The sequence below is a fragment of the Mesorhizobium sp. B2-1-8 genome, from assembly GCF_006442545.2.
Taxonomy (GTDB): Bacteria; Pseudomonadota; Alphaproteobacteria; order Rhizobiales; family Rhizobiaceae; genus Mesorhizobium.
In genome coordinates, this window is record NZ_CP083952.1 from 4,535,726 (window position 1) to 4,562,032 (window position 26,307).

Sequence of the window (26,307 nt, forward strand, 5' to 3'; positions counted from 1 at the left end):
GGGACTGAAGTGCTAAAGGCGGCGCATGGGTGCGTCAATGGCAGCGGCCTGTCGGCCGCGGTCTTGGCGGCAAGCGGTGGCCGATGCTAGACGTTGGCGGCCATTACGACAGGCCACGAGCGGGATAGTGAGCCATGCCGCAGTTTTTGCGCCTTGCCCTTGTTCTGAGTTGCCTGTCGGCGTTGTGGGCAAGCAATGTCTCCGCCAGGGCGGCCGACCTTGGCGACCTTTACCAGTCGCAGACCATCGTCACCGGCCAGGGTGAAGAAAACCGCCAGCTCGGCTTCAGGATTTGCCTCGACAAAGTCCTGATCCGGGTTTCCGGCGATCAGCGGCTGCTTGCCAGACGCGAAATGGACGCGCTGCGCGACAAGGCCGGCAGCTTTGTCGACAGCTTTCGCTACCGCGACCGGCTGGAGGGCATTCCGATCCATGACGAGCAAGGCACGCATGACCGGCCGCATGATCTCACCTGCTTCTACAAACCTGATGTGATCGACAAGCTGCTGGCGTCGCTCGGCAGCAGGCCCTGGCTTGGCGAACGGCCGACGCTCACCGTCTTTCTCACGACTGAACAAGGCGCTCGGCATTTCGTTCTGACCGCCGAGGAAGGGCGTGGCGAGACAATGCGCGAATCTTTCGTCAATGCCACCGGTCCGATGCTGATGCATGTTGTCTTTCCGAAGGCCGCACAGCTGAGCGACCTGGGCGAAGAAGCGCTGCGGGCGGCCGACATGGCGAAACTGGATCGGCTGGCCAAACAAGCCGGAGGCGACCGAGCGCTCGCCGGCAGCATCGTATGGAGCGATGAGGAGCTAGGCTGGATCGCCGATTGGCGACTGGCCGATCACGGCAAGACCTATCGTTGGCAGGTGCGCGGTGTCAGCTTCGACGAGGCGTTTCGTGTGGCAATCGGAGGCGCGGCACAGATCCTTTCGGGCAATGGGCACCCCTGACCCAACAGGCGTGGAGGGACAGCGCTGTGGCAGCTTTCGACACTGGCACAAACGTGTCGCATTGGTCAGCACCAAGGGCTCGTGGTAAAAGCTGCCGATCCGGAGTTTTGGCCATGAACAAATTCACCCCAGCAAAACCCGCCGGCGCGCGCAGCGTCGACGACGTCACCGGCAGCCGCCGCCTGCGCCGCATGCGCAAGGCCGACTGGTCGCGCCGGCTCGTGCAGGAGAACAGGCTTTCGGTCGACGACCTGATCTGGCCGATCTTCGTCGTCGAGGGCAGGAATGTCCGCGAACCGATCGCCGCCATGCCCGGCGTCTTTCGCCTGTCGGTCGACCTTGCGGTCAAGGAGGCCGAACGCGCGGCCAAGCTCGGCATTCCGGCTCTTGCCACCTTCCCCAATGTCGATCTCGGCCTGCGCGACCAGACCGGTTCCCACATCCTCGACCCCGACAATGTCATCAACCGCGCCACCCGCGCGATAAAGGACGCGGTGCCCGAGATCGGCATCATCACCGACGCGGCGCTCGACCCATTCACCAGCCATGGCCATGACGGCATCCTGCGCGACGGCATCATCGTCAATGACGAGACCGTGGAACAGGTCGCGGCGGCGGCCGTCATTCAGGCTGCCGCCGGCGCCGACATCATCGCGCCGTCCGACATGATGGACGGCCGTATCGGTGCCATCCGGGACGCCCTCGACGCCAGCGGTTTTCAGGACGTGGCGATCATGTCCTACGCCACCAAATTCGCCTCGGCCTTCTACGGCCCCTATCGCGAAGCGGTCGGCACCGCCGGGCTGCTCAAGGGCGACAAGAAGACCTACTATATCGATCACGCCAATTCGGACGAGGCGGTGCGCGAGGCCGAACAAGACATCGCCGAGGGCGCCGACATGCTGATGGTCAAGCCCGGCCTGCCCTATCTCGACATCATCCGCCGGCTGAAGGACGAATTCCAGATGCCGACCTTCGCCTATCAGGTGTCTGGCGAATATTCGATGATCAAGGCGGCCGGCGCCAATGGCTGGATCGATGGCGAGAAGGCGATGCTGGAATCGCTGCTGGCTTTCAAGCGTGCCGGCTGCGACGGTATCCTGACCTATTTCGCTCCCGAAGTGGCTGTTATACTGAAAGGATAGATCCTGCCATTTCAGGCACCGGCAAGCGATTTTGCCGGTCCTCTTCTCACGGTCGAGGTCATCGACCCGTTCAGCAACCACATCCGCTTCATGGAACGCACCGGCGAATAAGCTGATATGGCGGATGCCGAGACAGCGCCAACACCATTGATCGCGGAATTTTCCGGGCATCACTTGGCGGTGAGGTCCAAGCACGCGCCTTACAGCATGTCGCTGCGAATAGGATTCGCCCGACCTGCTGTAAGCTTCTGATTTTATGCGTGTCGTTATCCCGGAACCGAGGACACTTCCGGGCGACATGCAATGGGTCCGGAAAATACCGCTTGCAATTAGCAATCAGTTTGCTACAAGAAACCAATTGCAAAATAAGAGTGGTTTAGGAGGTTCCCGTGCCCAAACTTCGCGTCAACGCTTTCAGCTTGTCCCTCGACGGCTACGGCGCCGGTCCCGAACAGAGCCTGGAAAATCCACTCGGTGTCGGCGGACCGGCCCTGCACAAATGGGCTTTCAGCACCCGCACTTTCCGCAAGATGTTTGGCGAGGAAGGTGGCGAGACGGGCGTCGACGAAGACTTTGCGGCGCGCAGCTTCGAGAACCTCGGCGCCTGGATCCTCGGCCGCAACATGTTCGGCCCAATCCGGGGCGAATGGCCTGATGACAAGTGGAAAGGCTGGTGGGGCGACAACCCGCCGTACCATGTGCCTGTTTTCGTACTGACCCACCACAAGCGGGCGCCCATAGCCATGGAAGGCGGCACGACCTTCCATTTCGTCACCGACGGCATCCATTCGGCGCTCGAGCAGGCGAAATCGGCGGCCGGCGGCAAGGACGTGCGGGTCGGCGGCGGCGTCTCCACCATCCGGCAATATCTGCAGGAGAAACTCATCGACGAGATGCACCTGGCGATCTCGCCGGTGCTGCTTGGCAGGGGCGAGAACCTTTTTGCCGGCCTCGACACGCCCAAGCTCGGTTATCAGTGCACCGAGCAGGCGGCAACGGCGCTGGCCACCCACGTGGTCATCAAGCGAGCCTAGGCGGAGCGCTTGGTACAGGCCCCTTTCTCCCCGTCACTATACGGGGAGAAATGTCCGGCAGGACAATGAGGGGCAGCGCCGCCGAACGAAGATTGCCTTGTCCGACAACACCGCCGATTACAAAAATAGCTCAGAATACGTTCGGTCCACGCAGCGATTTGGCCGGGTTTAACTTGTAGAAGCTGGCGCCGCCCCTCATCTGCCTGCCCGTCCTCCGCAGCAGCTGCGGAGGGTGGACCGGCACCTTCTCCCCGTATAGTGACGGGGAGAAGGGAATATCTGTCTCAATACTTCTCCGGCACGTAAAGCTCGCGCGGCAGGACCTGGCGTTCGTATTCGGGGTTGAAGACGCGCTCCGGCAGCGTGATCTCCTCGTGCGGCACGTCTTCGTACGGCAGCTGCTTCAGCAGATGATCGATACAGTTCAGGCGCGCGCGCTTCTTGTCGTTGCCCTCGACGATGAACCACGGCGCCTCGGGGATGTTGGTGCGGGCGAAGGTCTCCTCCTTGGCCTTGGTGTATTGTTCCCAGCGCACCCGCGACTGCAGGTCCATCGGCGACAGCTTCCACTGCTTCATCGGGTCGTGGATGCGCATCAGGAAGCGCATCTGCTGTTCCTCGTCGGTGATCGAGAACCAGTATTTGACCACGGTGATACCCGAGCGCACCAGCATGCGCTCGAACTCCGGCACGTCATGGAAGAACTCCTCGACTTGCTCGGGGTTGGCAAAGCCCATCACCCGTTCGACGCCGGAACGGTTGTACCAGGAGCGGTCGAGCAACACGATCTCGCCGCCTGCCGGCAAATGCGGGACATAGCGCTGGAAATACCATTGCGACTTCTCGCGTTCGGTCGGCGCCGGAAGCGCCACGACGCGGCAGATGCGCGGATTGAGCCGTTGGGTGATGCGCTTGATGACGCCGCCCTTGCCGGCGGAGTCACGGCCCTCGAAAATCACCACCAGTTTCTTCTTGTGATAGGCGACCCAGGATTGCAGCTTGATCAATTCGGACTGGAGGCTGATCAGGTCGCGAAAATACTGCATCCGATCGATCGAAGGCGGATGCGAGTTCTTGTAGATCTTGGCGATCTCCATCGACAGCGCCGGCTCCGACAATTCGAGCTCATAATCTTCGTCGAGCGTGTCGGCGAGCTCGGCTTCGAGCCAGTCCTTGGCAGGGGAATTCTGTTTCAGCTCGGTCATATCAACTGCTCCGCTTGCAAGCCCTGTCGGTTACCACTGGGCGCCCCAATTGCTGGCCAGCGGCCTGGAATGGAAACACCTGAGCCGACTTCAATATAGGCCGGCAGTGACGGTTTTATTGCAGCCCGGGCGCGATTGCGGCCGTTGCAAATTCCGCGATGTATGATCCATCGACGTCATCGCACGGCGACAAGCCGACCGAATTGTCCTACAAATCCCCGGTCGCGTTCCAGGCCTGCCCTTGGCGGCACGCCTCTTCAACAAAATCGTGAGGATCTGAGATGGAATACCGCCCCCTTGGCCGTTCGGGCCTGAAGGTTTCGACACTGACGCTTGGCACCATGACCTTCGGCGGCGCCGGGCCCTTCGCCGCGGTCGGCAACAGCGATCTCGCCGAAGCCAAGCGGATGATCGACATGTGCATCGACGCCGGCATCAACCTCATCGACACCGCGAATGTCTATTCGAACGGCCTGTCCGAAGAAATCATAGGCGAAGCGCTCGGCGGCAAACGCAAGAACGACGTGCTGATCGCGTCCAAGGCGCGGATGCGGATCGGCAAGGGCCCGAACGACGAGGGCCTGTCGCGCCATCATCTGATCCGCGAATGCGAGAAGAGCCTGAAGCGGTTGAAGACCGATGTCATCGACATCTATTTCGTCCACGAGTGGGACGGCCTCACCCCGCTCGAGGAAACCGTTGCGGCGCTCGACACTTTGGTCAGCCAGGGCAAGGTGCGCTACATCGGCTGCTCCAACTATTCCGGCTGGCAGGTGATGAAGGCGCTTTCCATCAGCGACAGCCTCCATCAGCAACGCTTCGTCACCCAGCAGATCCATTACACGCTGGAAGCGCGCGAGGCCGAGTACGAGCTGCTGCCGATCTCGGTCGACCAGGGGCTGGGCGTGCTGGTCTGGAGCCCGCTCGCCGGCGGCCTGCTGTCCGGCAAATACCGCCGCGACAGCCCGACCGCCCGCCAGCTCGCCGGCTGGTCCGAGCCGCCGATCCGCGACGAGGACCGGCTCTGGCGGATCGTCGATGTGCTGGTCGAGATCGGCAGGGATCGTGGAGTATCGGCGGCGCAAGTGGCCCTTGCCTGGCTGCTCGGCCGCCCTGCCGTCTCCTCGCTGGTGATCGGCGCCCGCAATGACGTCCAGCTGAAGGACAACCTCGCGGCCGCGGCCCTGGAGCTCGGCAGCGAGGAACGCCAGCGCCTCGACGCGGTCAGCCGGCCGCCCCTGCTCTACCCCTACTGGCACCAGCAACTGACGGCGAAGGATCGCTTCGGCCCCGCCGACATGGTTCTCGACCGCAGCGATCTCTGATAGGTGTCAGGCCAAGAGCGAGAGCTAGCTGCCGATGAACCGCCAGAGCTCGGCATCGGGTTCGATCTGGCCGCTGAGCACGAAATATTTGTAGAGGGCGAGCAGGGAGATCGCCTGCTCGTCCTGTTCATTGGAGAATTTGCGGCAATAGGCATTGGCAGCGGCGATGATGCGCTCCGCCGCGGCCGGATGCTGCTCGAAATAATCTACCTTTTCACGGAGATCGGAGAAGTTCGGCTCGAGCGGCGCATAGTGGACACCGGCCTCGAGCTGGCTCTCGCCAAACCATGTTTCGTAGGTCGGCGGCGGCATCAGACAGAGCGAGTTGGAATTCATGATCCATTTGAGGTTGGTCGCCACGTCATTGCCCTCCAACGAGACGATGTAGCGATAGCGCAGGTGCTGGCTGATGCTGAGGAAGGGCTTGCTGTATTCAGCCGGCGCACTGCGCTTGTGCGAACCGGCGTCGCAGAACGGCAAGTCGCGCGCGACATCCAGGAACCGTGTCCTGATCGGATTGTTGAGGTCGCCGCGCCAGACCACGACCGGGCGTTTGTCGGCGAAGGCGACGGCGTCGGCGGGCATGTGGAAGTGGCGGAACTTGTTGAACTTCATAATGACAGCGCTGCCGTTGTCGGCGCGGATCGGCCGGTCCTTGACGAGCGTCGGCACTTTTGGCACGCCCTTGACGTCGCCGAACTGCAGGTCGATGAGCAATGACGGATCGAAATAGCGGGCAAATTCCCTCAGGTCGTAATAGTACATGCTCGGTTCAAAAGGTATCTGGTCGATGCGCACCGCATCCGGGCCTGGCGTAAAAGGGTCCTGCAGCTTGTTGTAGTGATTCAGCCGTCGGCGCACGGCCTCGTCCGAGAGCCTGGCCTGTTCCAGGCGGCCCGCCAGCCGTCGTCGGAAGATCGCCTGGGGTGCGATATCGCGCATGACGTTTCGCGCATAGTAGAAGACCCTTGCCGTCGTTCGTTTTATGGTGGCCATCGTTCTCGTAATCTAAAACAAGCGCCACTAAACAGACAACAGCCGGGATGGTTCCGGCGGCATGATTGCGCATCGTTGGGCCACGCTTTCCGGCAGTGCCCGAACAGATGGCGCCGGCCTTGACGAGGCGCGCCGGGGGGATGCACCGGCAACTAGCCCGTTATGTAGCGCCACACCTCGGCATGAGGTTTGATCTGACCCGAGAGCACGAAATATTTGTAGAGCACCAGCAGGGAGATCGCCTGTTCGGCCCGCTCGTCGTCGAATGTGCGGCAATAGGCGTTCGCGGCGGCGACGATGCGCTCTGCCTTCGCCGGATTCCGTTCGAAATATGCGACGTGTTCGGCAAGATTGGAGAAGTCTGCTTCGAGCGGTACATAGTGGACATTCGCCTCGAGCTGCCGCTCGGCAAACCATGTCTCATAGGTCGGCGGCGGCATCATGCAGAGCGAGTTGGAATTCATGATCCATTTGAGGTTGGTCGCCACGTCATTGCCCTCGAGCGAGACAATGTAGCGATAGCGCTGGTGCTGGCTGATGCTGAGAAAGGGCCTGGCATATTCCGCTGGCGCATTCGGCTTGTGCGAGCCGGCATCGCAGAACGGCAGGTCGCGCACTGCCTTGAGGAATCTTGTCCTGATCGGATTGTTGAGATCGCCGCGCCAGACCACGGCCGGCAGCTTGTCGGTGAACGAGATGGTGTCAGCCGGCATCTGGAAATGGCGAAACTTGTCGAGCTTCATGATGATCGCGTTCTTGTCGTCATCACGGATCGGCCGATCCTTGACGATCGTCGGCATCTTCGGCACGTTCCTGACATCGCCGAATTCGAGGTCGATGAACAAACCGGGATCGAAGTAGCGGGCGAATTCCTTCAGGTCGTAATAGTACATGGTCGGGGTGAACGGCAGTTTGCCGATGCGCACGGCATTGCCGCTTGGCGCGAACCCATCCTGCAGCTTGTTGTAGTAGTTCAGCCTGCGGCGCACCGCCTCACCGGAAAGCCTGGCCCTTTCGAGACGGCCGGCCAGCCTGGCGCGAAACAGCGCCTGCGGAGCGACATCGCGCGCGGCGTTTCTCGCATAGTAGAAAACTCTTGCTGCGGTCCGCGAAATTGTGGCCATCGGTCACTTGATCAAAATAAACAGGCAGCTCTCAATTCATTGGCGCCCCGGGTTTCCTACATCATTGTGGCGCCCATCTGGCAAGCCCCCGCATCTCTTCGACACCAGCATCCACGCATTGTCGCTTCGGCTGTTGTGTTTGACGGCTAATGCTCCTAGGCAGGTTCAGGGCCGCAAGGCAGTGACAAAAGGAGCCGATATGGCGCGAGCACCAAACTACGATCAGGAACGCAAGGAGCGCGACCGCCAGAAAGCGGCCAAGAAGGCTGAAAAGCTGGCGGCCAAGGTTGCCGCGCGCGAACGTTCGAAGCCCGAGACCGAGACGGAGGCCGAAACCGAGGAGTAACGGCATGCGGCCCGCGAATGCGGGCCGTGCCTCAATGCGAATTGTCGGTGTCAGCCTATGTCAGACTGGCGCCTTGTCGCTGATGAAAACATCCACCTCCCGCGCCGCGGCGATGAAAGCGCGTCGGGCATTCATCGCCGGCTTGTCGCCGGCGAGCGCATCGTGGCAGGCCTGCAGCGCCGCGCGATGCTTGGCGCTGCGCTTCCCGGGCCAGCTGTTGAGAAGGTAATCGGAAGCCTCCCTTGCCGAACGCAAGAGCTGAGTGCTCCCCGCCGTGACGGATTTGACGGTCACGGGCGTTTCAAACCGATTGTTTTCCATCGCCGCTCTTACGCCATCGGCTTGCTTGAAGCGAGGCCGAAAGTGCGCTTCGCGTCAGACGCCGCCTGTTTTTCCGGCGAACGCTACCGTGCATAGCCCGCACTACAGCATGTCGCGGCGAATAGAATTCGCCCGACCTGCTGTAAGCTTCTGATTTCATGCATGTCGTTATCCCGGAACCGAGGACACTTCCGGGCGACATGCATTAAGCGGCGACGACGGCAAATCCCCTGGCGCGAAGGCCACGTCGGTCGTTGGCAAGCGACGTCACCAGCCGGTCACGGCTGCCGACGATGTGGGCCGACAGCATCCGCGCGGCTTCATCGGCCTGACCAAGGCGTGTCACGGCAAGGATGGCGCGATGTTCGAGCCAGGCACGGCCAAGGGCCGTTTCGTCACGCACTTCCAGCCAGCGGGCGCGCGACAGGCGCGTCATGGCGTCACGGACCGCCCGAAACAGGAATTCGTTGCCGGATAGCCGCGCCAGCTCGATGTGAAAATCCATGCCGACACGATGCCATTCCTCGCGCGGCGTGTTTTCGTCGCAGGAATCGAGCATCGCCTCGATGATATCGACAGCGCTCTTGTCGGCTTGCCCGCATGTCAGCCGCAGCGCCGCGACCTCGACCGCCTCGCGATAGACCGCGATCTGCTCGAGCTCGGCGAGGTTAATGGGCGAGACCGTCCAGCCGCGCCCGTCCCTGCCGACCAGTCCCTCGGTCTCCAGCCGCAGCAGTGCCGCCCTGACCGGCGTGCGCGAGGCGCCGAAGCGGCCTTCGATCCAGCGTTCGGTCAGCCGCTCTCCCGGCCCGATCTCGAGCGCCAGGATCATCTCGCGAAGCTGCCGTTCGACATTCTGCATCTGCGACATCGCGCATCCTTTCGGTAGCCGCATTGACAGCGACCGGCTTGAAGTTCATGACGGATACCAGTTTGGTATCCCAAAATGGTATCCGCAGCAAGCGCCGATACCGGGCAGGCAGGACATGGCACAGGAAGACACGCGGCAAAGCGGTTATAATATCCACTGGCGACGCAATCTCGCCGTCTGTTTCGCGGGCTCGTTCAGCACGCTCATCGCCATGACCCTGCTCTTGCCCTTCCTGCCGCTCTATGTCGAACAGCTCGGCGCACAGGGTCATGCCGCCATCGTACAGTGGTCCGGCATCGCCTATGGCGCCACCTTCTTCGCCGCGGCCATGGTCGCGCCGTTGTGGGGACGCCTGGGCGACCGCTATGGCCGCAAGGTGATGCTGGTACGCGCCTCCTTCGGCATGGCGATCTGCATGTCGCTGACGGGTATGGTCGAGACGGTCTGGCAGTTGGTTCTGCTGCGCCTGCTGATCGGCTTCGCCGGCGGCTATTCCTCGGGTTCAACCATATTGGTGGCCATGCAGACGCCGAAGGAGCGCTCAGGCTGGGCGCTCGGCGTCCTGTCGGCGGGCATCACGGCGGGCTCGCTGGTCGGTCCCCTGCTCGGCGGCGTGCTGCCGCCGGTGATCGGGATTCGCGCCACCTTCCTCTTGTCAGGCGGGGTGATCTTCCTCGCCTTCCTAGCGACGACTTTCCTCATCAAGGAGAACCCGCGCCAGAGGGCGGCCAAAGCCGCGCCGGCGGCAAAGCCGAAAAGCGGCTGGTCGCAGATCCCGGACAAGCGCCCGGTGGTGGCCATGCTGACCACCGGCATGCTGCTCGCCTTCGCCACGATGTCGATCGAGCCTATCATCGCCGTCTATGTGCAGCAGCTCATCGAGGACCAGAGCCGGGTGACGCTCGTCGCCGGCGTTGTGATGTCGGCGGCCGCGCTCGGCACCATCCTGTCGGCGTCCTGGCTCGGCAAGCTCGCAGACCGGATCGGGCACTGGAACGTTGTCGTGGGAGCGCTGGCGGTCTCGGCGCTGCTGCTCATCCCGCAGGCTTTTGTCACCAACGGCTGGCAGCTCATCGGCCTGCGTTTCCTGATGGGCGTGGCGTTGGGCGGCCTCCTGCCCTGCATCACCAGTGTCATCAGGCACAACATCCCAGACGGCGTCGGCGGCAACGTGCTTGGCTTGGCGATCTCGGCGCAGTATGTCGGGCAGGTCGCGGGACCGCTGGCCGGCGGTTTTGTCGGCGGCCATTTCGGCATGCCGGCGGTGTTTCTCGGCACATCGGTGCTGATGGCGCTCGGTGCCGTATGCAACTGGATTGTCCAGTCGCGGCGGACGCGGCATATGGCACTGGAAGCGGGCAAGCCCTGAGACTTACCCGACCCGCAGAAGGAGCACGCCGACCATGAACCTCGCCGACCCAAACGGCAGCCGCCTCCTCGTGCTTGCCGGCGGTCTCGTCGGCGCGGCGGGGGTGGCGCTTTCGGCAGCAGCCGCGCATCGCGGCGGCGCCTTCATCGGCACGGCCGCGTCGTTCCTCCTGATGCATGCTCCGGTCTTTCTGGCCGTTGGCCTTGTCGGAGGAGCAAACCGCTGGCTGCGCATCGCAAGCCTCGTTCTGCTCGCCGGGCTCGTGCTTTTCGCGGGCGATCTTCTCGCCCGCGATTTCCTGGGATCGAGACTGTTTCCGATGTCGGCGCCAATCGGAGGCACCTTGCTCATCGTCGGCTGGCTGGCGATAGCAATTTCTGCCCTGGCACGCCCACGTTCCTGAGGTTCAATCCAGCAGGAATCAGCGCCGACGTTCGGGTCGGATCAGCAGATCACGATTGCGCGCGGCCGGCTTCTTCAGGCGCCTTGCCTCTGGCCGCTCGGCGGCAGGCATGATGCCCCAGTAGTTGCGATAAATATCTTCGAACAGATGCTGGATGGGATGCATGTCTCATTCTCCTCGTTTTGAATCGATCCAATCCACGGGCGTTGAAAAGAATAGGCTGATTAGCCCCGATTGCGGACCACCAGGAAACGAAGGTCGCGAATCCATGGACCGGTTTCACCACGGCGCCTGGCTTTGTTGGCGGCCGACCCGATATTCCAGTCGCTGCGATAAATGTCATCGAACAGATAGTTGACAGGATGCATGACGCTCCTCCTTTGGCCAGTCAAACAGTTCAAATCTGTTATTTTGGATCGATTCAAACATAAGACCATGATCGCCGCTGGTCAAGCAAACTTTGAATCGATCCAACGAAAATACTAGATGCGGCCCAGGAACGTGCTAAATGCATGTCAGGAGGCACGCGCAAATGGCGTCACTCACCGCAGGCAATCGACGACCCGTACGGCTGGCCGACATCGCAAAGGCCGCCGGTGTTTCGCACGGCACGGCGTCCAACGTATTCAGCCGACCCGAGATCGTACGCGAGGAAGTGCGCGAACGGGTTCGCGCGGCTGCCGAGGCGATGGGATATGGCGGGCCCGATCCAAAGGGCCGGCTGCTGCGCGCCGGCAAGGTCAACGCCATTGGCGTTGCCACAGCCGAGCCCCTCTCCTATTTCTTCGACGATCCGTTCGCGCGCGTCATGATGGCGGGCATCTCGCAGGCCTGCGATGCTACGGGAGCCGGCATTTCCCTGGTCTCGGCCGCCAACAACGAGCAGCTTGCCTGGAACATCCAGAGCGCCCTTGTCGACGGCTTCATCGTCTTCTGCATCGAGGGCGGCTCGCGCCTGGTGGAGTTGGCACGCGAACGCAAGTTGCCCTTCGTCGCGCTCGACCTCGATTCCGAGGACGGGTCGGTCGCCGCGATCGGTGTCGACAACATCGCCGGCGCCGGCATGGCGGCCCGCCATCTCACCGATCTCGGACATCGCCGCTTCGCCGTCCTGGCGCTGCCCTTCGCCGACGACAGGACAGGCCTTGTTTCGGCCGAACAGGTCCGGGCCGCAACCTATGCAGGGACGCGCGACCGCCTCACCGGCTATCTCCGGGAGCTTTCGCGGGTTGGCGTCGACATATCCAAAGTGCCCGTCTACGAGACCGCCAACGACTTGGCGAGCACGAAGGCGGGCCTAGAAACCATCTTCGCCTCCGACGCGCCGCCCACCGCCATCCTGGCCATGTCGGACAGAATAGCCCTGGTGGCGCTCGAATGGCTGGGCGCACGCGGGCTCAACGTGCCTGACGAAATTTCCGTCGTCGGCTTCGACGGGGTTCCGGAAGCCGCGGTGTCCGAGCCGCCATTGACCACGATCGCCCAGCCGATCGCCGAGATGGGCCGCCTTGCGGTCAGGGCGATCCTGGAGAGCGACGGGCCGGTCAGCCGGCAGCAACTGCCTGTCGAACTGATCGTGCGGGGCTCGTCGGGCCAGCCCCGCGGTTGAACCGCCCCCGAACCGCCTACCGATTGGCTCTTGCCACGGCAGAGAGGCCGAAAGGCGCACGAGCCGGCGCTGGATCCTTTTGCGTCGTGCGGGCCTTGCCCGAGCCGCCGATGGTCGACAGCCATTCGAGATAGAAGGCGAGCGCGAATTGCATGGCAATGCCGGCCGATATCAGCAGGCTGTCATAGACGAACCCGCCGGGATTGATCACCTTCATCACCTGCGCGACCATGGCGATCACCGTGCCGGCGATGAAGACCGGCAGCGATCGTTTGCCCAGTATCGCCAGCGGGTGGTCGGGGCTGGTGCGGAACAGGCTGGAGAGCGCCGGCAGGGCGACGACGAGGTAGCTCACCGCCAGGATGTGCAACAGCCGCGGCAGCGACAGGAAGGTCTTGTCGAAGCCGCCGATCACCACCGGCAGGTTGAACCACGTTATATGTCCCCAGAGCGGGCTATGCACCCACACCAGCGCCGCCAACACATAGGCGGCGGCCGCGCCGATCAGCCAGCGGTTGACCGGAATGACACCGCCGCGCCTGACATGCAGCATGGCGGCAAGGCCGATGTTGAACAGGAACTGCCAGGACAGCGGATTGAGGAACCAGAAACCGGGCTCGGGGTAATTGGGCGGCGCGATCTGCCAGATTCCGGCTACGAGCCACAGCGTGCCGGATACGACGAGCGCCGCGACGGGCCTGTAGCTGACGAACAGGACGAATGCCGGCGCCATCAAAAGCAGCGCCGCATAGACCGGCAGGATGTTGAGGTAGCCGAGTTGGTGGCCGAGCGTGACGATGCCGACCAGCACTTGCGGCGTATTCTTCATCAGCGGCTCGATATTGATGAGCTTCAGCAGTTCCGGCCGCTTGGCAAACACCGCCACGGCGCAGAACAGGGCCATCACCACCATCGTCGTGACGATATGGGCGGCGTAGAGCACGCCCGCCCGCCGCCACATCTTCAAGGTCGCCAGAAGCCGGCCTCCCGGTCGGAATTTCGTGCCGTAGGCGAGCGCGACCGAGATGCCGGAAATCAGCACGAACGCTTCGGCCGCATCCGAAAAACCGAAATTCTTGTAGGTCAGGGCCTCGAAAGCCGTGCCCGGAACATGGTCGATGAAGATCGTGAGCAACGCCAGCGCGCGCAATACATCGATACGCGTGTCGCGTTCGGGCGAAACAGGGGTGGTCATCGACAAAAGGCCTCAAAGCTGGTTGTTCATGTCCAGCAATGCGACCCCCGACGCACCGCTTCGATTCCTCCCGGATGGAGTGTATCGCCGCAGAAACGGGCCGGAATGCGCCTGGTTCAATCAACTTTCGCGGAGCATGAAAATATTGCGTTTTGAAGCCGGCAAATTGAGCGGAACCTCATATAATCAACGGGATGCGATATGACTGGCGACAATGCCGAAAACGGCACCCTAGTGCTGGATCTGGCCTTTCCGTATCGCCTCCTCGGCGCTGGCAAGGGCCGCCGTGAATGCCTGTTCCTGCTGCATGGATCGGGTGTCGACGAGACAAGCATGGTGGCGCTGGCGAGAAGCATGGCACCCGACGCCGTCCTGATCGCGGTGCGAGGCCGCATCCCCCAGGAGGACGGTTTTCGCTGGTTCGAGCGAATCACGCCGACCACCTTCGACCAGGAAAGCATACGTGTCGAAACCGCCGCGTTCGCGGCATTTGCAGCCGAAGGCGCCGCGCGCCATGGACTTGATCTCGGTCACGCAACATTCCTTGGCTATTCGAACGGCGCCAATCTGGTTTCGAGCCTGATGCTGCTGCATCCCGGCATCGTCCGCAGGGCGGCCCTGTTGAGGCCAATGCCGGTGCTCGACAAGGTACCGGCGACGGACCTTACGGGAACACGGACGCTGATCATTGCCGGAGCCGCCGACGAGACCTACGGGCCTTTCGCGCCGGCGCTGGTGACGCTGCTCAGCCGACACGGCACGGAGATCGACGCCCGGATTGTTCCATCGGGCCACGAAATCGGTGACCCGGACGCCGCGATCGTCGAGCGATGGCTGGCGGGATCGGCGGCGGCTGCGCAGATAGGTTGACTGTCTTTCTGGACCGCTCGCTGCCCAATCAGCGTTTGGTCACCATCCGAACTTTGCTCGCCCAGATGGAAGGGTAACCTACCCTCGCCCCATCCTGTTCCACGCGTCGAGGCCCGCGATCTTGTAGGCCTCGGCCAGCGTTGGGTAGTTGAAGGTGTTGTTGACGAAGAAGTCGACCGTGCCGCCGAGATTGATCACCGCCTGGCCGATGTGGATGAGTTCGGTGGCGCCCTCGCCGACGATGTGCGCGCCGAGCAGTCGACGCGTCTCGATCGAGAACAACAGCTTCAGGAAGCCGGTATTGACACCCATGATGTGGCCGCGCGACGTCTCGCGGAAGCGCGCGACGCCGACCTCATACGCGTCGCCGCTTTGGCGTACCTGTTCTTCCGACTGGCCGACCGTCGAGATCTCCGGCACCGCATAGATGCCGTAGGGAAAGGTCTCCGGCGGCGCCGGCAGGGTCACGCCAAAGGCATGGCAGGCGGCCACCCTGCCCTGCTCCATCGAGGTGGAGGCGAGGCTCGGAAAGCCGATGACGTCGCCGGCGGCGTAGATATTGGGCACGCTGGTCTGGAAAGTCTGCGGATCGACCTTGATACGGCCCCTGGAGTCGGCCTCGATGCCGACAACGTCGAGGCCGAGGCTGCCGACATTGCCGGTGCGGCCGGCGGCGTAGAGCACGACCTCGGAGCGGATCGTGCGGCCATCGGCCAGTTCCACCTCGGCGGCTTCCGCCTTGGAGCGGATTTCCTTGACCGCGCTGCCCAGCCTTATCGTCATGCCGCGGTCGCGCATCTGGTGGATGAAATCGTCGACGATCTCCCGGTCGACGAAATCGAGGATGGAGTTGCGCGGCTCGACCAGCGTCACCGGCACGTCGAGCGCGGAAAAGATGGTGGCGTATTCGACGCCGATGACGCCGGCGCCGATCACCGTCAGCGTGCGCGGCAGGCGGTCGAGTTCAAGCATCTCGTCGCTGTCGAAGACACGGGTCTTGTCGAAGGGCACGTCGCGCGGCCGATGCGGCCTCGTGCCGACGGCGATCAGCGCATTGGCAAAGCCGACTTCGCTGTAGTCGCCACTGTCCGATGTCAGGCTGACCTTGTTGGGGCCGAGAAATTTCACCGCCGCGCGCGCGCTTTTGACCGTGTTGCGCATGAACTGGTGTTGCAGCACCTCGACCTCGTGGTCGAGCGTCTTGTGCAGGCGCTCGATCAGGTCGCCGACCGAGATATCCTGCTTGACCCGATAGCCGCGCCCATAGAAGCCGCGCTCGCGCCAGCCCGAGAGATTGAGCACCGTTTCGCGCAGCGTTTTCGAGGGAATGGTGCCGGTGTGGACAGAGACGCCGCCAAGACGCCGGCCCCGGTCGACCACCAGCACCGATTTGCCGAGTTTGGCCGATTGCACCGCCGCGCGGCGGCCCGAGGGGCCGCTGCCGATGACCAGCATGTCGTAGTCCATATTGCCCCGTCCCCTCGGCGTCTTGTTGCGCCGCAGCAAGCTAACGCCATCCACACTGCGAATTCAACCGGTTCAGACCGTCAGCCCATTCTGTCCCGCCCGGCGTGGCGGGAAAATGTCCCTATCTTGATTCCGCCATGAGCCTTCACCATTTTTGGTGAGGTGGGCGCAGGCTAAGCAGGCCCCGTTACGAGGAAATGACATGAACGCTCGCGTTCTCGACGGCGAAATCATCGACACTCGGCTCGACGATGTCAGGGCTTATGAAGGCGTCCGCACAAGGCGTATCCTGGCCTTCTTGCTCGACTATATCATCGTCGCCCTGCTGACCATTCCGTTCGCGATCCTGGTGTTCTTCCTCGGCCTTTTGACCCTCGGCCTTGGCTGGATGCTGTTTGGCGTCCTGGTGCCGGCAGTCGCCATCCTCTACATCTGGAACACGCTGGGCAGCTCCGACCAGGCCACTACGGGCATGAAGATGATGGGCATCCGCCTCGACCGTCTCGATGGCAGGCCGATCGATGGCCTCACGGCGGTCGTCCATTCCGTGCTGTTCTGGGCCGGCAACGTCATCCTGTCGCCGCTGGTCTTGCTGGTGACGTTGTTCTCCGACCGCAAGCGCACGCTGCACGATCTTTTGCTCGGCACTGTCGTCAGCCGTACCGGCCGTTAAAAACCGGCCCTCAAGAGAAACCACGGGCCCTTGAGCGCAAATGTGAAGGTGTTCAGTCAGCCACACCTTCACAATCCTGTTGAATTTTTCGTCGCCGGAGCCAAAGGTAGAGCGATTCGAAGGAGTGTTTCCAAGGCTCGATGACGCAGCACCCGACCCAGTCGCCGCAGTTTTTCCTGACCGCGCCGTCGCCGTGCCCCTATCTCGACGGCCAGTTCGAGCGCAAGGTGTTCACGCATCTGGTCGGCGACAAGGCCTCGGAGATGAACGACCTGCTCACGCAAGGCGGCTTCCGGCGCTCGCAGAACATAGCCTACAGGCCAGCCTGCGAGACCTGCCGCGCCTGTGTATCCGTGCGCATCCTGGCTCAGGAGTTTACCGCCAGCCGCAACATGAAACGCGTGCTGCAGCACAATTCCGACCTCGTCGGCGCCATGCACAATGCCGAGCCCTCGACCGAACAATATTCCCTGTTTCGCGGTTATCTCGATGCCCGCCACCGCCGCGGCGGCATGTCAGACATGACGGTGCTCGACTACGCCATGATGGTCGAGGATACGCATGTCGACACCAAGGTGATCGAATATCGGCGGCGCGGACCCGATACCTTCATCACCGGCAAGGGTCAGGGTGAACTCATCGCGGTCGCGCTCACCGACAAGATGGCCGACGGCCTGTCGATGGTCTATTCCTATTTCAATCCCGATTTCGAAAGCCGCTCGCTCGGCACATTCATGATCCTCGACCATATCGCCCGCGCCAAGGCGATGGGACTGCCCCATGTCTACCTTGGCTACTGGGTCAATGGTTCGCGCAAGATGAATTATAAGATGCGCTTCATGCCGCAGGAGCATCTCGGCCCAAAAGGCTGGGAGCGCTACACCAACGAAGCGGTCTGACGCTGAGTTTTCCCACGATCCACGCTTAAACTGTTTCAAGGCAGGGGATGCTGGTCTTTCAGCCGCTCGGCTGGAGAGAGTGCGCGATTGCGCCGATCGGCCGCCGCCTGCAATTCAATTGCGAAAGTTCCTGCATGTCCTCTCACCATGATCACCAGAAGGGCCTTCTGATAACCGCCATTGGCGGACTGATACTGACTGTCGACATACCGTTGATACGCCTTGCGGATGGCGGCGCCTGGACGATCCTTCTGCTGCGAACCGGAACCACCTTCATCGCCGCGATGATCATCTGGTCGGTCTGGCGCGCTCTGAGCCGGAATGTCCCGCCGCTGATCCCCGGCTGGTCCGGACTGATCGTGGCGATATGCTATGGGCTGACCTCGATCACCTTCGTTACCGCGGTCTTCCACACCTCGACCGCCGATCTGGTGTTCATCCTGGCCTTCAACACGGTGTTCGCCGCACTCTTGTCCTGGATATTCCTGAAGGAAAGACCGCGGGCGGTGACGATCGTGGCGATGCTTGTCATGATCCTCGGCGTGCTGGTCATCGTCGGCGGTTCGGTCGGCACCGGCAAGCTGTTCGGCGATTTCATGGCGCTCTGCTCGGCTTTCTTCATCGCGGTCGCCATCACCATCTCGCGTGCCAGCGGCAAGGATATGGGATTCACCTCGCTCATCGGTGTCCTTCTGCCGCTTGGGCTGGCCGCCTTCATGGTGACGGGCGAAGGTTTTCACGTGAACGCGCCATGGTGGATCATCTTCAACGGCGCCGTCATCATGCCGATCTCGTTCTTCTGCCTCGCCGCCGGGCCGAAATACATTTCAGGACCGGAAGTAGCGATGTTCTACCTGCTCGAAACCGTGCTGGCGCCAATCTGGGTGTGGATGATCTTTGCCGAGACGCCGACACGCAACAGCCTGATCGGCGGCGGCATCCTGATTGTCACCCTGGTCGCCCATTCGCTCTGGCAGTTGCATGATGGACGCAGGCGCCGCGGCGACCTGGCGGTGCACCATCCCGCTTAGAGCCGCAGCGAAATCCGTATCAGGCGTTGGCCTTCTTCGCGGCGCCTGGTTCGGGCAGGGCCTCGATGCGCGGACCGGCCTCGATCTCGGCCGCCGATCCGGCGGCCGTCTCGTCGGCCAGTTCCACTTCGCGCAGCCACTCGCGCCAGATTGCGACCAGCAGCGCCATCAGCACCGGGCCGATGAACAGGCCGAGAAACCCCATGGTCTTGACACCGCCGATCAGGCCGAAAAAGGTCGGCAGGAAGGGCAGTTTTATCGGTCCGCCGACGAGCTTGGGGCGCAGCGTCTTGTCGACGATGAACAGCTCGACCGTCCCCCATATGAACAGCGCCAGGCCGGCCATCGGTGAGCCGCTGGCGGCGAGGTAGATCGACACCAAGGTAAAGGACAGCGGCGCACCGCCGGGGATGAGCGCCATCACTCCGGTCAACGCACCCAGCGTCACAGGCGACGGCACCCCGGCCAGCCAGTAGGCGATGCCCAGCACCAGCCCCTCGCCGATGGCAATCACGGTCATGCCCGTCACGGTCGAGGAAATGGTCGCCGGCACGACGCGCGAGATCCGCTCCCAGCGGGTCGGCAGGATGCGTTCGCCGAGGCGGTCGATCTGGCCGGCGAAATTCTCGCCGTCGCGATAGGCGAAAAACAGGGCGATCATCATGAACAGCAGCGTCAGAAATAGGCTGAAAGCGCTGCCGCCGGCGGCGAGCGCGCCCCGGTAGATGCTGCCGATATTGGCGCCGCTGACCAGCTGGATCAGTTCACCGATGCCGCCGGGATGGCCGAGATTGGTGGTCCACTGCTCGTTCAGCCACTCACCCACGATAGGCAGGCTGGCGATCCAGTGCGGCGTCACCGCACCGTGCCGATTGGTCTCTATCGCCCAGCCGACCCATTCGCGCACCTCGTTGATGGCATAGGTGCCGGCAAGCGCGATCGGGATCACCAGGAAGGCGAGGATGAACAGGATGGCCAAGGTGGCGGCGATGGTGCGGTTGCCGCCAGCGCCGACCAGCAGCCGTCGGTAGAGCGGCCAACTGGCGAAGGCGATGACGAGGGCGGCCAGCACCGGGAACAGGAAACCGTGGAAGAAATAGACGCCGGCGGCGACGATCAGCACGAGCAGCCAGCGTGCCGCCGACAGCGGCGGTATGACGGCCGACCGAAGCGGTGTGGACAGCCCGAAGAGGCGCTGCTGTCGTTCCGGTTTCTGGATCCTTGCTTCCTTCAAACGCCCTGTTCTCCCCGGCCCATCCGGCCAGTTATGGACCGATATAGTGCAGCAATCGTGACGATAGTCCAAATCGTGGTGGCGGCGCCTCTTCCTTCTTCCCTTGTGGGAGAAGGTGGATCGGCGCGTCAGCGCCGAGACGGATGAGGGGGGTTCCAGCGGAGTGAGGCGTTGGTGTTGCCTGGAACACCCCTCATCCGACCTCGCTACGCGAGGCCACCGCCCTGGGCGAGTCACGGGCCTCGCCCGCCCTTCGGGCCCCACAAGGGGAGAAGGAAGAGGCGTAGCTCAACCGAACTTGCCAGTCCTCGGAAAGCCCTTCGGCACCATACGCCCTGCCGATGCCCTCGCGCCGATCCACTCGGCCAGTTCCTCGCGCGATCGGGTGAAAGTACGGTCGGCCGAATCCTGCCAGGAAAGACCGGTCTCCAGCGCGAACGGCTTGAGGTCGAGAAGGCCGCCGTCCTTGTATTTCTGCAGCCGCACGCCCTTGCCGCGGCCCATCTCGGGAATTTCCGAGAGCGCGAACACCAGCATCTTGCGGTTCTCGCCGACGATGGCCAGATGATCGCCGGTGACCGGCACGCAGCGCTTGGCTTCGTCGGGGGCCTTGACGTTCATCACCTGCTTGCCCTTGCGGGTGTTGGCGACCACCTCTTCCTCCGGAACAATGAAGCCGTTGGCGTCGAAAGAGGCGAGCAGCAGCTTGCGCTTGGGATCGTGGACGAAGGCGGTGACGATGTCCTGGTCATTGTCCATGTCGACGATGATGCGGATCGGCTCGCCATGGCCGCGGCCACCGGGCAGCCGGTCGGCGCCAATCGTGTAGAACTTGCCGCCGGTGGTGAAGACCAGCACCTTGTCTGTCGTCTGGGCATGGAAGGCGAGCTTGAGGCTGTCGCCCTCCTTGAAGGTCAGCGTCGAGAGATCGGCCAGATGGCCCTTCATTGCCCGCAGCCAACCCTTTTCCGAAACCACGACAGTGACCGGCTCGCGCTCGATCATGGCGTGCGCGATGTCGGTCAGGTCGTGCTCGGGCGCATCGGCGAACTGGGTACGGCGCTTGCCGATCTCGGTCTCCGGGCCGAACTTGTCGCGAAGCTGAGTGACTTCCCACTTGATCGTCGACCACTGTTTCGCATCGGAGGCCAGCAGCGCCTCTATCTGCTTCTTTTCGGCGGTCAGGCCATCGAATTCCTTGCGGATCTCGAATTCCTCCAGCTTGCGCAAAGCGCGCAGCCGCATGTTGAGGATTGCTTCGGCCTGGGTGTCGGTGAGCGACCAGCGGGCCATCATCACCTGTTTGGGCTCATCCTCCTCGCGGATGATCTTGATCACCTCGTCGATGTTGAGATAGGCGATCAGGTAGCCGGCGAGAATTTCCAGCCGCCTCTCGATCTCGCCAAGGCGATGTTTCGAGCGACGGACGAGGACTTCGCGGCGGTGATCCAGCCATTCCTGCAGCACGCCTTTCAGCGAGAGAACGTTGGGTACCTTGCCACGCGAAAGCACATTCATGTTGAGCGGGAAACGGCTTTCGAGCTCGGTAAGCTTGAACAGCGATTCCATCAGGATGCCTGGGTCGACGGAACGGCTCTTGGGCACCAGCACGACGCGGATGTCCTCGGCACTTTCGTCCCTGATATCCTCGAGCAGCGGCAGCTTGCGGGCCATCAACAGCTCGGCGATCTTCTCGATCAGCCGCGCCTTCTGCACGCCATAGGGGATTTCGGTGACGACAATGCTCCAAGTGCCCCTGCCCTGGTCTTCCTGGTTCCACTTCGACCGCACGCGAAACCCGCCGCGGCCGGTCTCATAGGCTTCGAGGATGGAGGCGCGGCTGTCGACGATGATGCCGCCGGTCGGGAAATCCGGACCCTGGACGAAGTCCATCAGCTTCGCCACCGGCGCGTCGCGATGCTCGATCAGGTGCAGCGCGGCGTCGCAAAGCTCGGCCGCATTGTGCGGCGGGATCGATGTCGCCATGCCGACGGCGATGCCGGACGAGCCATTGGCCAAAAGATTGGGGAAGGCGCCGGGGAGCACGACCGGCTCCTCGTCCTCTTCATTGTAGGTCGGCCGATAGTCGACGGCATCCTCGGTGATGCCGGCAAGCAATTCGGTCGCCACGTCGGTCATGCGCGCTTCGGTGTAGCGCATGGCGGCGGCATTATCGCCGTCGATGTTGCCGAAATTGCCCTGGCCGTCGACCAGGGGGTAGCGCATCGAAAAATCCTGCGCCAGCCGCACCAGCGCGTCATAGATCGACTGGTCGCCATGCGGGTGGAACTTGCCCATCACCTCGCCGACGATGCGGGCGCATTTGGCAAAACCCTGGTCGGGATTGAGGCGCAGCAGGCGCATGGCGTGCATGATGCGGCGATGGACCGGCTTCAGTCCGTCGCGCACGTCCGGTAGCGCCCGGTGCATGATGGTCGACAGCGCATAGGCAAGATAGCGCTCTTCCAGCGCCTTCTTCAGATCGACCGGTTCGATATGATCGCCGCCGCCAGGCGGCAAAAGCCTTTTTCCCATGGGTTGGACCTAGCCGAGCGGGTGATTCGCGGCAAGAGGCGCGCACCCGGCCGGTCGATTTGCACGCTATTCTGCAACTGGAAACCGCAACGTCGAGCTTGCCGACCAACATCAACCTGTTACATGCCACATCTATTGCGAAGCACGACACGCTGGCGGCCCGACCTTCATGCCAAATTCACCGCATCCTGCAATAGCGTTCGGATCGGGTTTGCCTTTCACCGCGATTTTCGACCAATGTGCCGGGACACGCCTTTTTCCCGTCCAGTTCGTCACGGAATGGTGATGGCGCAAAGAATTGAAAAATAATTTCAGGACACTCTCAGGGACCTTGCGATGACAATCAACCGCTCAACTCTCCGGAAATTCGCTCTTTCGACCTTCTTGCTCACACTGCCGCTGAATGCGGCCCTTGCCCAGGACGCCGCGGTCGCGGACCGGCTGAAGGCAGCACTCGCGGCCCAGGGCGTCGACATCACCTGGACCGGCGTGACCGGCGACAATACCAGCATGGTGCTGCAGGGCGTGTCGGTGAAACCGGCCGCGGAAAAGGAAGCGCTGCCGATCGGCGACGTCAAGCTCGAGAACGTCACCGAAGCCAATGGCGGCTATGATATCGGCACCGTGTCGACCTCGGCCTTCGAACACAGCAAGGACGGCGTCACCCTCGATCTCAGCCCCTTCGTCATCCACGACATGACGGTGCCGGCCGACGGCTCCACCGGCCCGCTGGGTTCGCTGATGATGTACAAATCCGCTGAACTGTCGAACATGACGGTCAAGGTGGCCGACAAGACCGCCTTCTCGATGGACGGCCTTGCCATCGAGATCACGCCGCCCGCCGACGGCAAGGCGATGGAGTTCACCGCCAACACGGAGAAGTTCACGGCCGATCTCTCGCTGGTCGACGATCCCAAGTCCAAGGAGGTCATCAACGCGCTCGGTTACCAGAACATCTCGGGCAATCTCGAAATGGCCGGCACCTGGCAGCCATCGGACGGCAAGATGGAACTGTCGAAATACGACATCTCCGTCGAGAATGCCGGCACGCTCGGCATGACCTTCGACCTCGGCGGCTACACGATCGACTTCATCAAGTCGCTGCAGGAAATGCAGAAGAAGATGGCCGCACAGCCGGAAGGCGCCGACAATTCGGCGCAAGGCATGGCCATGCTCGGCCTGTTGCAGCAGCTTTCGTTCAACAGCGCCTCGATCCGCTTCGACGACGATTCGCTGACCGGCAAGGTGCTGGACTATGTCGGCAAGCAGCAAGGCATGTCGGCCAAGGACATCGCCAACCAGGCCAAGGCGATCGTGCCGTTCGGCATGGCGCAGCTCAACAATCCCGAGCTGACGGCTCAGGTGACCGCGGCGGTCAGCAAATATCTCGACGATCCGAAGAGCCTCGAAATCTCGGCCGAGCCGCCGGCATCGGTGCCGTTCGCGCTGATCATGGCCGGCGCCATGTCGAACCCGCTGGACCTGCCGAAGACGCTCGGCGTCAGCGTCAAGGCCAACGAGGACTGATCGAATTAGCTGGCTTCTCCCCGTCACTATACGGGGAGAAGGTGCCGGCAGGCGGATGAGGGGCAGCGCTGAAGCTTGCGAATATGAAATTCGATGCTGAACCGATTGCCTGTCAGAAGGCTTCAGTTGCTACGACCGCTCGCAAATCGCCAGCACCCGCGCCGCCCCTCATTGTCCTGCCGGACATTTCTCCCCGTATAGTGACGGGGAGAAAGGGCAGTTGCAACGCTGCCGTCAGTCCTTCTTCGCAACCGCGACGCGCAGCGCCAAATCGCGAAGCTGCTGCGGGCTCGCTTCCGACGGCGCGTTCATCAACAGGTCATAGGCCTGTTGGTTCATCGGGAACATGGTGATCTCGCGCAGGTTCTTGGCGCCGACCAGAAGCATGACGACGCGGTCGACACCGGCGGCCATGCCGCCATGCGGGGGCGCGCCATACTGGAAGGCGCGGTAGAGGCCGCCAAAGCGTTCCTCGACCGTGGCGCGGTCCAGCCCGACCGTCTCGAACGCCTTGACCATGGTTTCGGGCAAATGGTTGCGGATACCGCCGCTGGCGATCTCGAAACCGTTGCAGACCATGTCGTACTGGAACGCCTTGATGCCGAGCAGATCGTCGCCGTTCAGCGCGTCGATGCCACCCTGCGGCATCGAGAACGGGTTGTGGGCGAAGTCGATCTTCTTCTCCTCCTCGTTCCATTCGAAGAACGGGAAGTCGACGATCCAGCACAGTTCGAAGCGTTCTCGGTCGACAAGATTGAGTTCCTCGCCGGCACGGGTGCGCGCAGCGCCCGCGAAAGAAACGAATTTCTTCGGGTCGCCGGCGACGAAGAAGGCAGCGTCGCCGTCGGCAAGGCCGAGTTGCAGGCGGATCGCTTCGGTGCGTTCCTCGCCGATATTCTTGGCGAGCGGGCCGGCGCCTTCGAGCTTGTCGCCCTCCTTGCGCCAGAAAATGTAGCCCAGCCCCGGCTGGCCCTCACCTTGCGCCCAGGAGTTCATGCGGTCGCAGAAGGCGCGGCTGCCGCCGGTCTTGGCCGGAATGCCCCAAACCTCCGCCTTCGGGTCGTTGGCCAGGATGTTGGCGAACACCTTGAAACCGGAATCGCGAAAATGGTCGGAGACGGCCTGCATCTCGATCGGGTTGCGCAGGTCGGGCTTGTCGGAGCCGTATTTGCGCATGGCGACATCATAGGGGATGCGCTGGAATTTCTGCGTCACCGGTTTGCCGCTGGCGAAGGTCTCGAAGACTCCCCGCATCACCGGTTCCATGGTCGACAGCACGTCGTCCTGCTCGACGAAGCTCATTTCGAGGTCGAGCTGGTAGAACTCGCCGGGCAGACGGTCGGCGCGCGGATCCTCGTCGCGGAAACAGGGCGCGATCTGGAAATAGCGGTCGAAGCCCGACACCATGATCAGCTGCTTGTACTGCTGCGGCGCCTGCGGCAGCGCGTAGAAAGTGCCGGGATGGATGCGCGACGGCACTAGGAAGTCGCGCGCGCCTTCCGGCGACGAGGCAGTGAGGATCGGCGTCGAGAATTCGGTGAAGCCTATCTCGCCCATGCGCCTACGCATCTCGGCGATGATTTTCGTGCGCGCCACGATGTTTTTGTGCAACGTCTCGCGGCGCAGGTCGAGGAATCGGTACTTCAGCCTGATGTCCTCGGGATAGTCCGGTTCGCCGAACACCGGCAGCGGCAATTCCTTGGCGGCGGACAGCACCTCGATCTCGCGGGCGAAAATCTCGATCTCGCCGGTCGGCAGGTTGGCGTTGGTGGTCTCGGGCAAGCGCGCCTTGACTTCACCGTCGACGCGGATCACCCATTCGCCACGCAAGGTTTCGGCGACCTTGAAGGCAGGCGAATCGGGATCGGCGACGATCTGGGTCAGGCCATAGTGATCACGCAGGTCGATGAAGAGCAGGCCGCCATGGTCGCGCACGCGATGCACCCAGCCCGACAGACGAACGGAATTGCCGACGTCGCTCTTTCGCAACTGGGCACAGGTGTGGCTGCGGTAACGATGCATGGTCATGGATAAAAGTCCGGGATTGTGGGTTGCGGGCCAAAGCATCGCAGCCCGGCCCAAAATTTGCGCGAAAAGCGCATGGGAGGCATGGTTTGTCAAGGCAAGTGGGCGTCACAGGCTCAACGCCGCCGGCAATTGCCTCTGGCATTC

25 protein-coding genes are annotated in these 26,307 nt (G+C 62.5%); 13 read left to right on the forward strand and 12 right to left on the reverse strand.

The window, feature by feature from the left end; translation table 11 throughout:
- The first annotated feature begins 134 nt into the window (after positions 1-134).
- From FJ970_RS22330 to FJ970_RS22340, 3 genes are all read left to right on the forward strand, one after another.
- Entirely contained in the window at positions 135-956 is an 822-nt protein-coding gene (locus FJ970_RS22330) for a DUF2066 domain-containing protein (RefSeq protein ID WP_140755409.1), read from the forward strand.
- 113 nt (positions 957-1,069) lie between these two features.
- The gene (gene hemB, locus FJ970_RS22335; RefSeq protein WP_140755411.1) at positions 1,070-2,101 is read left to right on the forward strand and encodes a porphobilinogen synthase; all 1,032 of its coding nucleotides are present in this window, start codon (positions 1,070-1,072) and stop codon (positions 2,099-2,101) included.
- A gap of 389 nt (positions 2,102-2,490) precedes the next feature.
- Positions 2,491-3,135 carry a dihydrofolate reductase family protein gene (locus tag FJ970_RS22340; protein ID WP_140755413.1) on the forward strand — a complete coding sequence of 215 codons (645 nt, stop codon included), beginning with the start codon at positions 2,491-2,493 and terminating at the stop codon, positions 3,133-3,135.
- Positions 3,136-3,419: 284 nt separating this feature from the next.
- On the opposite strand, the gene ppk2 is transcribed toward FJ970_RS22340, so the two are convergent.
- Complete coding sequence (gene ppk2, locus FJ970_RS22345) at positions 3,420-4,340, reverse strand: polyphosphate kinase 2 (protein WP_140755415.1); 921 nt, start codon at positions 4,338-4,340, stop codon at positions 3,420-3,422.
- Between the two features lie 281 nt (positions 4,341-4,621).
- Between ppk2 and FJ970_RS22350 the strand changes: the two genes are divergently transcribed.
- Entirely contained in the window at positions 4,622-5,665 is a 1,044-nt protein-coding gene (locus FJ970_RS22350) for an aldo/keto reductase (RefSeq protein WP_140755417.1), read from the forward strand.
- A gap of 24 nt (positions 5,666-5,689) precedes the next feature.
- Here the strand turns inward: FJ970_RS22350 and FJ970_RS22355 are convergent, their stop codons facing one another.
- A complete protein-coding gene (locus tag FJ970_RS22355; protein WP_140755419.1) occupies positions 5,690-6,661 on the reverse strand; it encodes a glycosyl transferase family 90 in 972 nt (323 codons plus the stop codon).
- A gap of 152 nt (positions 6,662-6,813) precedes the next feature.
- Positions 6,814-7,785: a glycosyl transferase family 90 gene (locus FJ970_RS22360; protein ID WP_140755421.1), complete on the reverse strand. Its 972-nt coding sequence runs from the start codon at positions 7,783-7,785 to the stop codon at positions 6,814-6,816.
- Between the two features lie 199 nt (positions 7,786-7,984).
- Between FJ970_RS22360 and FJ970_RS22365 the strand changes: the two genes are divergently transcribed.
- Complete coding sequence (locus tag FJ970_RS22365) at positions 7,985-8,131, forward strand: hypothetical protein (protein ID WP_140755423.1); 147 nt, start codon at positions 7,985-7,987, stop codon at positions 8,129-8,131.
- Positions 8,132-8,191: 60 nt separating this feature from the next.
- Here FJ970_RS22365 and FJ970_RS22370 read toward each other — a convergent pair whose 3' ends face one another.
- Complete coding sequence (locus FJ970_RS22370; RefSeq protein ID WP_246682203.1) at positions 8,192-8,425, reverse strand: DUF982 domain-containing protein; 234 nt, start codon at positions 8,423-8,425, stop codon at positions 8,192-8,194.
- Between the two features lie 232 nt (positions 8,426-8,657).
- Positions 8,658-9,323, reverse strand: coding sequence for a GntR family transcriptional regulator (locus FJ970_RS22375; protein WP_140755427.1), 666 nt, complete (start codon positions 9,321-9,323; stop codon positions 8,658-8,660).
- Between the two features lie 115 nt (positions 9,324-9,438).
- Between FJ970_RS22375 and FJ970_RS22380 the strand changes: the two genes are divergently transcribed.
- Positions 9,439-10,692: a multidrug efflux MFS transporter gene (locus FJ970_RS22380; RefSeq protein ID WP_140755429.1), complete on the forward strand. Its 1,254-nt coding sequence runs from the start codon at positions 9,439-9,441 to the stop codon at positions 10,690-10,692.
- A gap of 34 nt (positions 10,693-10,726) precedes the next feature.
- On the forward strand, positions 10,727-11,095 hold the full coding sequence (locus tag FJ970_RS22385; protein WP_140755431.1) for a DUF423 domain-containing protein: 369 nt from the start codon (positions 10,727-10,729) through the stop codon (positions 11,093-11,095).
- A gap of 18 nt (positions 11,096-11,113) precedes the next feature.
- On the opposite strand, the gene FJ970_RS22390 is transcribed toward FJ970_RS22385, so the two are convergent.
- Positions 11,114-11,260: a hypothetical protein gene (locus FJ970_RS22390; protein ID WP_181178258.1), complete on the reverse strand. Its 147-nt coding sequence runs from the start codon at positions 11,258-11,260 to the stop codon at positions 11,114-11,116.
- Positions 11,261-11,319: 59 nt separating this feature from the next.
- Positions 11,320-11,463, reverse strand: a complete 144-nt coding sequence (locus tag FJ970_RS22395) for a hypothetical protein (protein ID WP_181178260.1) — start codon at positions 11,461-11,463, stop codon at positions 11,320-11,322.
- 164 nt (positions 11,464-11,627) lie between these two features.
- Between FJ970_RS22395 and FJ970_RS22400 the strand changes: the two genes are divergently transcribed.
- Positions 11,628-12,704: a substrate-binding domain-containing protein gene (locus FJ970_RS22400; RefSeq protein ID WP_140755433.1), complete on the forward strand. Its 1,077-nt coding sequence runs from the start codon at positions 11,628-11,630 to the stop codon at positions 12,702-12,704.
- Between the two features lie 16 nt (positions 12,705-12,720).
- Here FJ970_RS22400 and FJ970_RS22405 read toward each other — a convergent pair whose 3' ends face one another.
- On the reverse strand, positions 12,721-13,899 hold the full coding sequence (locus tag FJ970_RS22405; RefSeq protein WP_140755435.1) for an OpgC family protein: 1,179 nt from the start codon (positions 13,897-13,899) through the stop codon (positions 12,721-12,723).
- Positions 13,900-14,100: 201 nt separating this feature from the next.
- Here FJ970_RS22405 and FJ970_RS22410 point away from each other — a divergent pair, with 201 nt between their 5' ends.
- Positions 14,101-14,769 carry an alpha/beta hydrolase gene (locus tag FJ970_RS22410; protein ID WP_140755437.1) on the forward strand — a complete coding sequence of 223 codons (669 nt, stop codon included), beginning with the start codon at positions 14,101-14,103 and terminating at the stop codon, positions 14,767-14,769.
- Between the two features lie 78 nt (positions 14,770-14,847).
- On the opposite strand, the gene sthA is transcribed toward FJ970_RS22410, so the two are convergent.
- Complete coding sequence (gene sthA, locus FJ970_RS22415; protein WP_140755439.1) at positions 14,848-16,236, reverse strand: Si-specific NAD(P)(+) transhydrogenase; 1,389 nt, start codon at positions 16,234-16,236, stop codon at positions 14,848-14,850.
- Between the two features lie 202 nt (positions 16,237-16,438).
- On the opposite strand from sthA, the gene FJ970_RS22420 reads away from it, so the two are divergent.
- From FJ970_RS22420 to FJ970_RS22430, 3 genes are all read left to right on the forward strand, one after another.
- Entirely contained in the window at positions 16,439-16,909 is a 471-nt protein-coding gene (locus FJ970_RS22420; protein ID WP_140755441.1) for an RDD family protein, read from the forward strand.
- A gap of 140 nt (positions 16,910-17,049) precedes the next feature.
- Positions 17,050-17,808 (forward strand): arginyltransferase, encoded by a 759-nt coding sequence (locus FJ970_RS22425; RefSeq protein ID WP_015318275.1) that lies wholly within the window; start codon positions 17,050-17,052, stop codon positions 17,806-17,808.
- Between the two features lie 134 nt (positions 17,809-17,942).
- Positions 17,943-18,839 carry a DMT family transporter gene (locus FJ970_RS22430; protein WP_027146679.1) on the forward strand — a complete coding sequence of 299 codons (897 nt, stop codon included), beginning with the start codon at positions 17,943-17,945 and terminating at the stop codon, positions 18,837-18,839.
- Between the two features lie 19 nt (positions 18,840-18,858).
- Here FJ970_RS22430 and FJ970_RS22435 read toward each other — a convergent pair whose 3' ends face one another.
- Both FJ970_RS22435 and parC read right to left on the reverse strand, forming a co-directional pair.
- Complete coding sequence (locus tag FJ970_RS22435) at positions 18,859-20,073, reverse strand: AI-2E family transporter (protein WP_140755443.1); 1,215 nt, start codon at positions 20,071-20,073, stop codon at positions 18,859-18,861.
- 288 nt (positions 20,074-20,361) lie between these two features.
- Complete coding sequence (gene parC / locus FJ970_RS22440; protein ID WP_140755445.1) at positions 20,362-22,608, reverse strand: DNA topoisomerase IV subunit A; 2,247 nt, start codon at positions 22,606-22,608, stop codon at positions 20,362-20,364.
- A 336-nt stretch (positions 22,609-22,944) separates the two neighbouring features.
- On the opposite strand from parC, the gene FJ970_RS22445 reads away from it, so the two are divergent.
- Positions 22,945-24,135, forward strand: a complete 1,191-nt coding sequence (locus FJ970_RS22445; protein WP_140755447.1) for a hypothetical protein — start codon at positions 22,945-22,947, stop codon at positions 24,133-24,135.
- A 234-nt stretch (positions 24,136-24,369) separates the two neighbouring features.
- On the opposite strand, the gene aspS is transcribed toward FJ970_RS22445, so the two are convergent.
- Positions 24,370-26,157, reverse strand: coding sequence for an aspartate--tRNA ligase (gene aspS / locus FJ970_RS22450; RefSeq protein WP_181178297.1), 1,788 nt, complete (start codon positions 26,155-26,157; stop codon positions 24,370-24,372).
- Positions 26,158-26,307 lie beyond the last annotated feature (150 nt).

Coding starts and splice junctions, on each gene's coding strand:
- FJ970_RS22410 (WP_140755437.1), top strand. CDS start 14,101: ATGACTGGCGACAATGCCGAAAACGGCACCCTAGTGCTGGATCTGGCC.
- ppk2 (WP_140755415.1), bottom strand. CDS start 4,340: ATGACCGAGCTGAAACAGAATTCCCCTGCCAAGGACTGGCTCGAAGCC.
- FJ970_RS22330 (WP_140755409.1), top strand. CDS start 135: ATGCCGCAGTTTTTGCGCCTTGCCCTTGTTCTGAGTTGCCTGTCGGCG.
- FJ970_RS22445 (WP_140755447.1), top strand. CDS start 22,945: ATGACAATCAACCGCTCAACTCTCCGGAAATTCGCTCTTTCGACCTTC.
- FJ970_RS22400 (WP_140755433.1), top strand. CDS start 11,628: ATGGCGTCACTCACCGCAGGCAATCGACGACCCGTACGGCTGGCCGAC.
- FJ970_RS22355 (WP_140755419.1), bottom strand. CDS start 6,661: ATGGCCACCATAAAACGAACGACGGCAAGGGTCTTCTACTATGCGCGA.
- FJ970_RS22375 (WP_140755427.1), bottom strand. CDS start 9,323: ATGTCGCAGATGCAGAATGTCGAACGGCAGCTTCGCGAGATGATCCTG.
- FJ970_RS22390 (WP_181178258.1), bottom strand. CDS start 11,260: ATGCATCCCATCCAGCATCTGTTCGAAGATATTTATCGCAACTACTGG.
- FJ970_RS22360 (WP_140755421.1), bottom strand. CDS start 7,785: ATGGCCACAATTTCGCGGACCGCAGCAAGAGTTTTCTACTATGCGAGA.
- parC (WP_140755445.1), bottom strand. CDS start 22,608: ATGGGAAAAAGGCTTTTGCCGCCTGGCGGCGGCGATCATATCGAACCG.
- FJ970_RS22350 (WP_140755417.1), top strand. CDS start 4,622: ATGGAATACCGCCCCCTTGGCCGTTCGGGCCTGAAGGTTTCGACACTG.
- FJ970_RS22405 (WP_140755435.1), bottom strand. CDS start 13,899: ATGACCACCCCTGTTTCGCCCGAACGCGACACGCGTATCGATGTATTG.
- FJ970_RS22385 (WP_140755431.1), top strand. CDS start 10,727: ATGAACCTCGCCGACCCAAACGGCAGCCGCCTCCTCGTGCTTGCCGGC.
- FJ970_RS22430 (WP_027146679.1), top strand. CDS start 17,943: ATGTCCTCTCACCATGATCACCAGAAGGGCCTTCTGATAACCGCCATT.
- FJ970_RS22425 (WP_015318275.1), top strand. CDS start 17,050: ATGACGCAGCACCCGACCCAGTCGCCGCAGTTTTTCCTGACCGCGCCG.
- FJ970_RS22380 (WP_140755429.1), top strand. CDS start 9,439: ATGGCACAGGAAGACACGCGGCAAAGCGGTTATAATATCCACTGGCGA.
- FJ970_RS22395 (WP_181178260.1), bottom strand. CDS start 11,463: ATGCATCCTGTCAACTATCTGTTCGATGACATTTATCGCAGCGACTGG.
- hemB (WP_140755411.1), top strand. CDS start 1,070: ATGAACAAATTCACCCCAGCAAAACCCGCCGGCGCGCGCAGCGTCGAC.
- sthA (WP_140755439.1), bottom strand. CDS start 16,236: ATGGACTACGACATGCTGGTCATCGGCAGCGGCCCCTCGGGCCGCCGC.
- FJ970_RS22365 (WP_140755423.1), top strand. CDS start 7,985: ATGGCGCGAGCACCAAACTACGATCAGGAACGCAAGGAGCGCGACCGC.
- FJ970_RS22420 (WP_140755441.1), top strand. CDS start 16,439: ATGAACGCTCGCGTTCTCGACGGCGAAATCATCGACACTCGGCTCGAC.
- aspS (WP_181178297.1), bottom strand. CDS start 26,157: ATGCATCGTTACCGCAGCCACACCTGTGCCCAGTTGCGAAAGAGCGAC.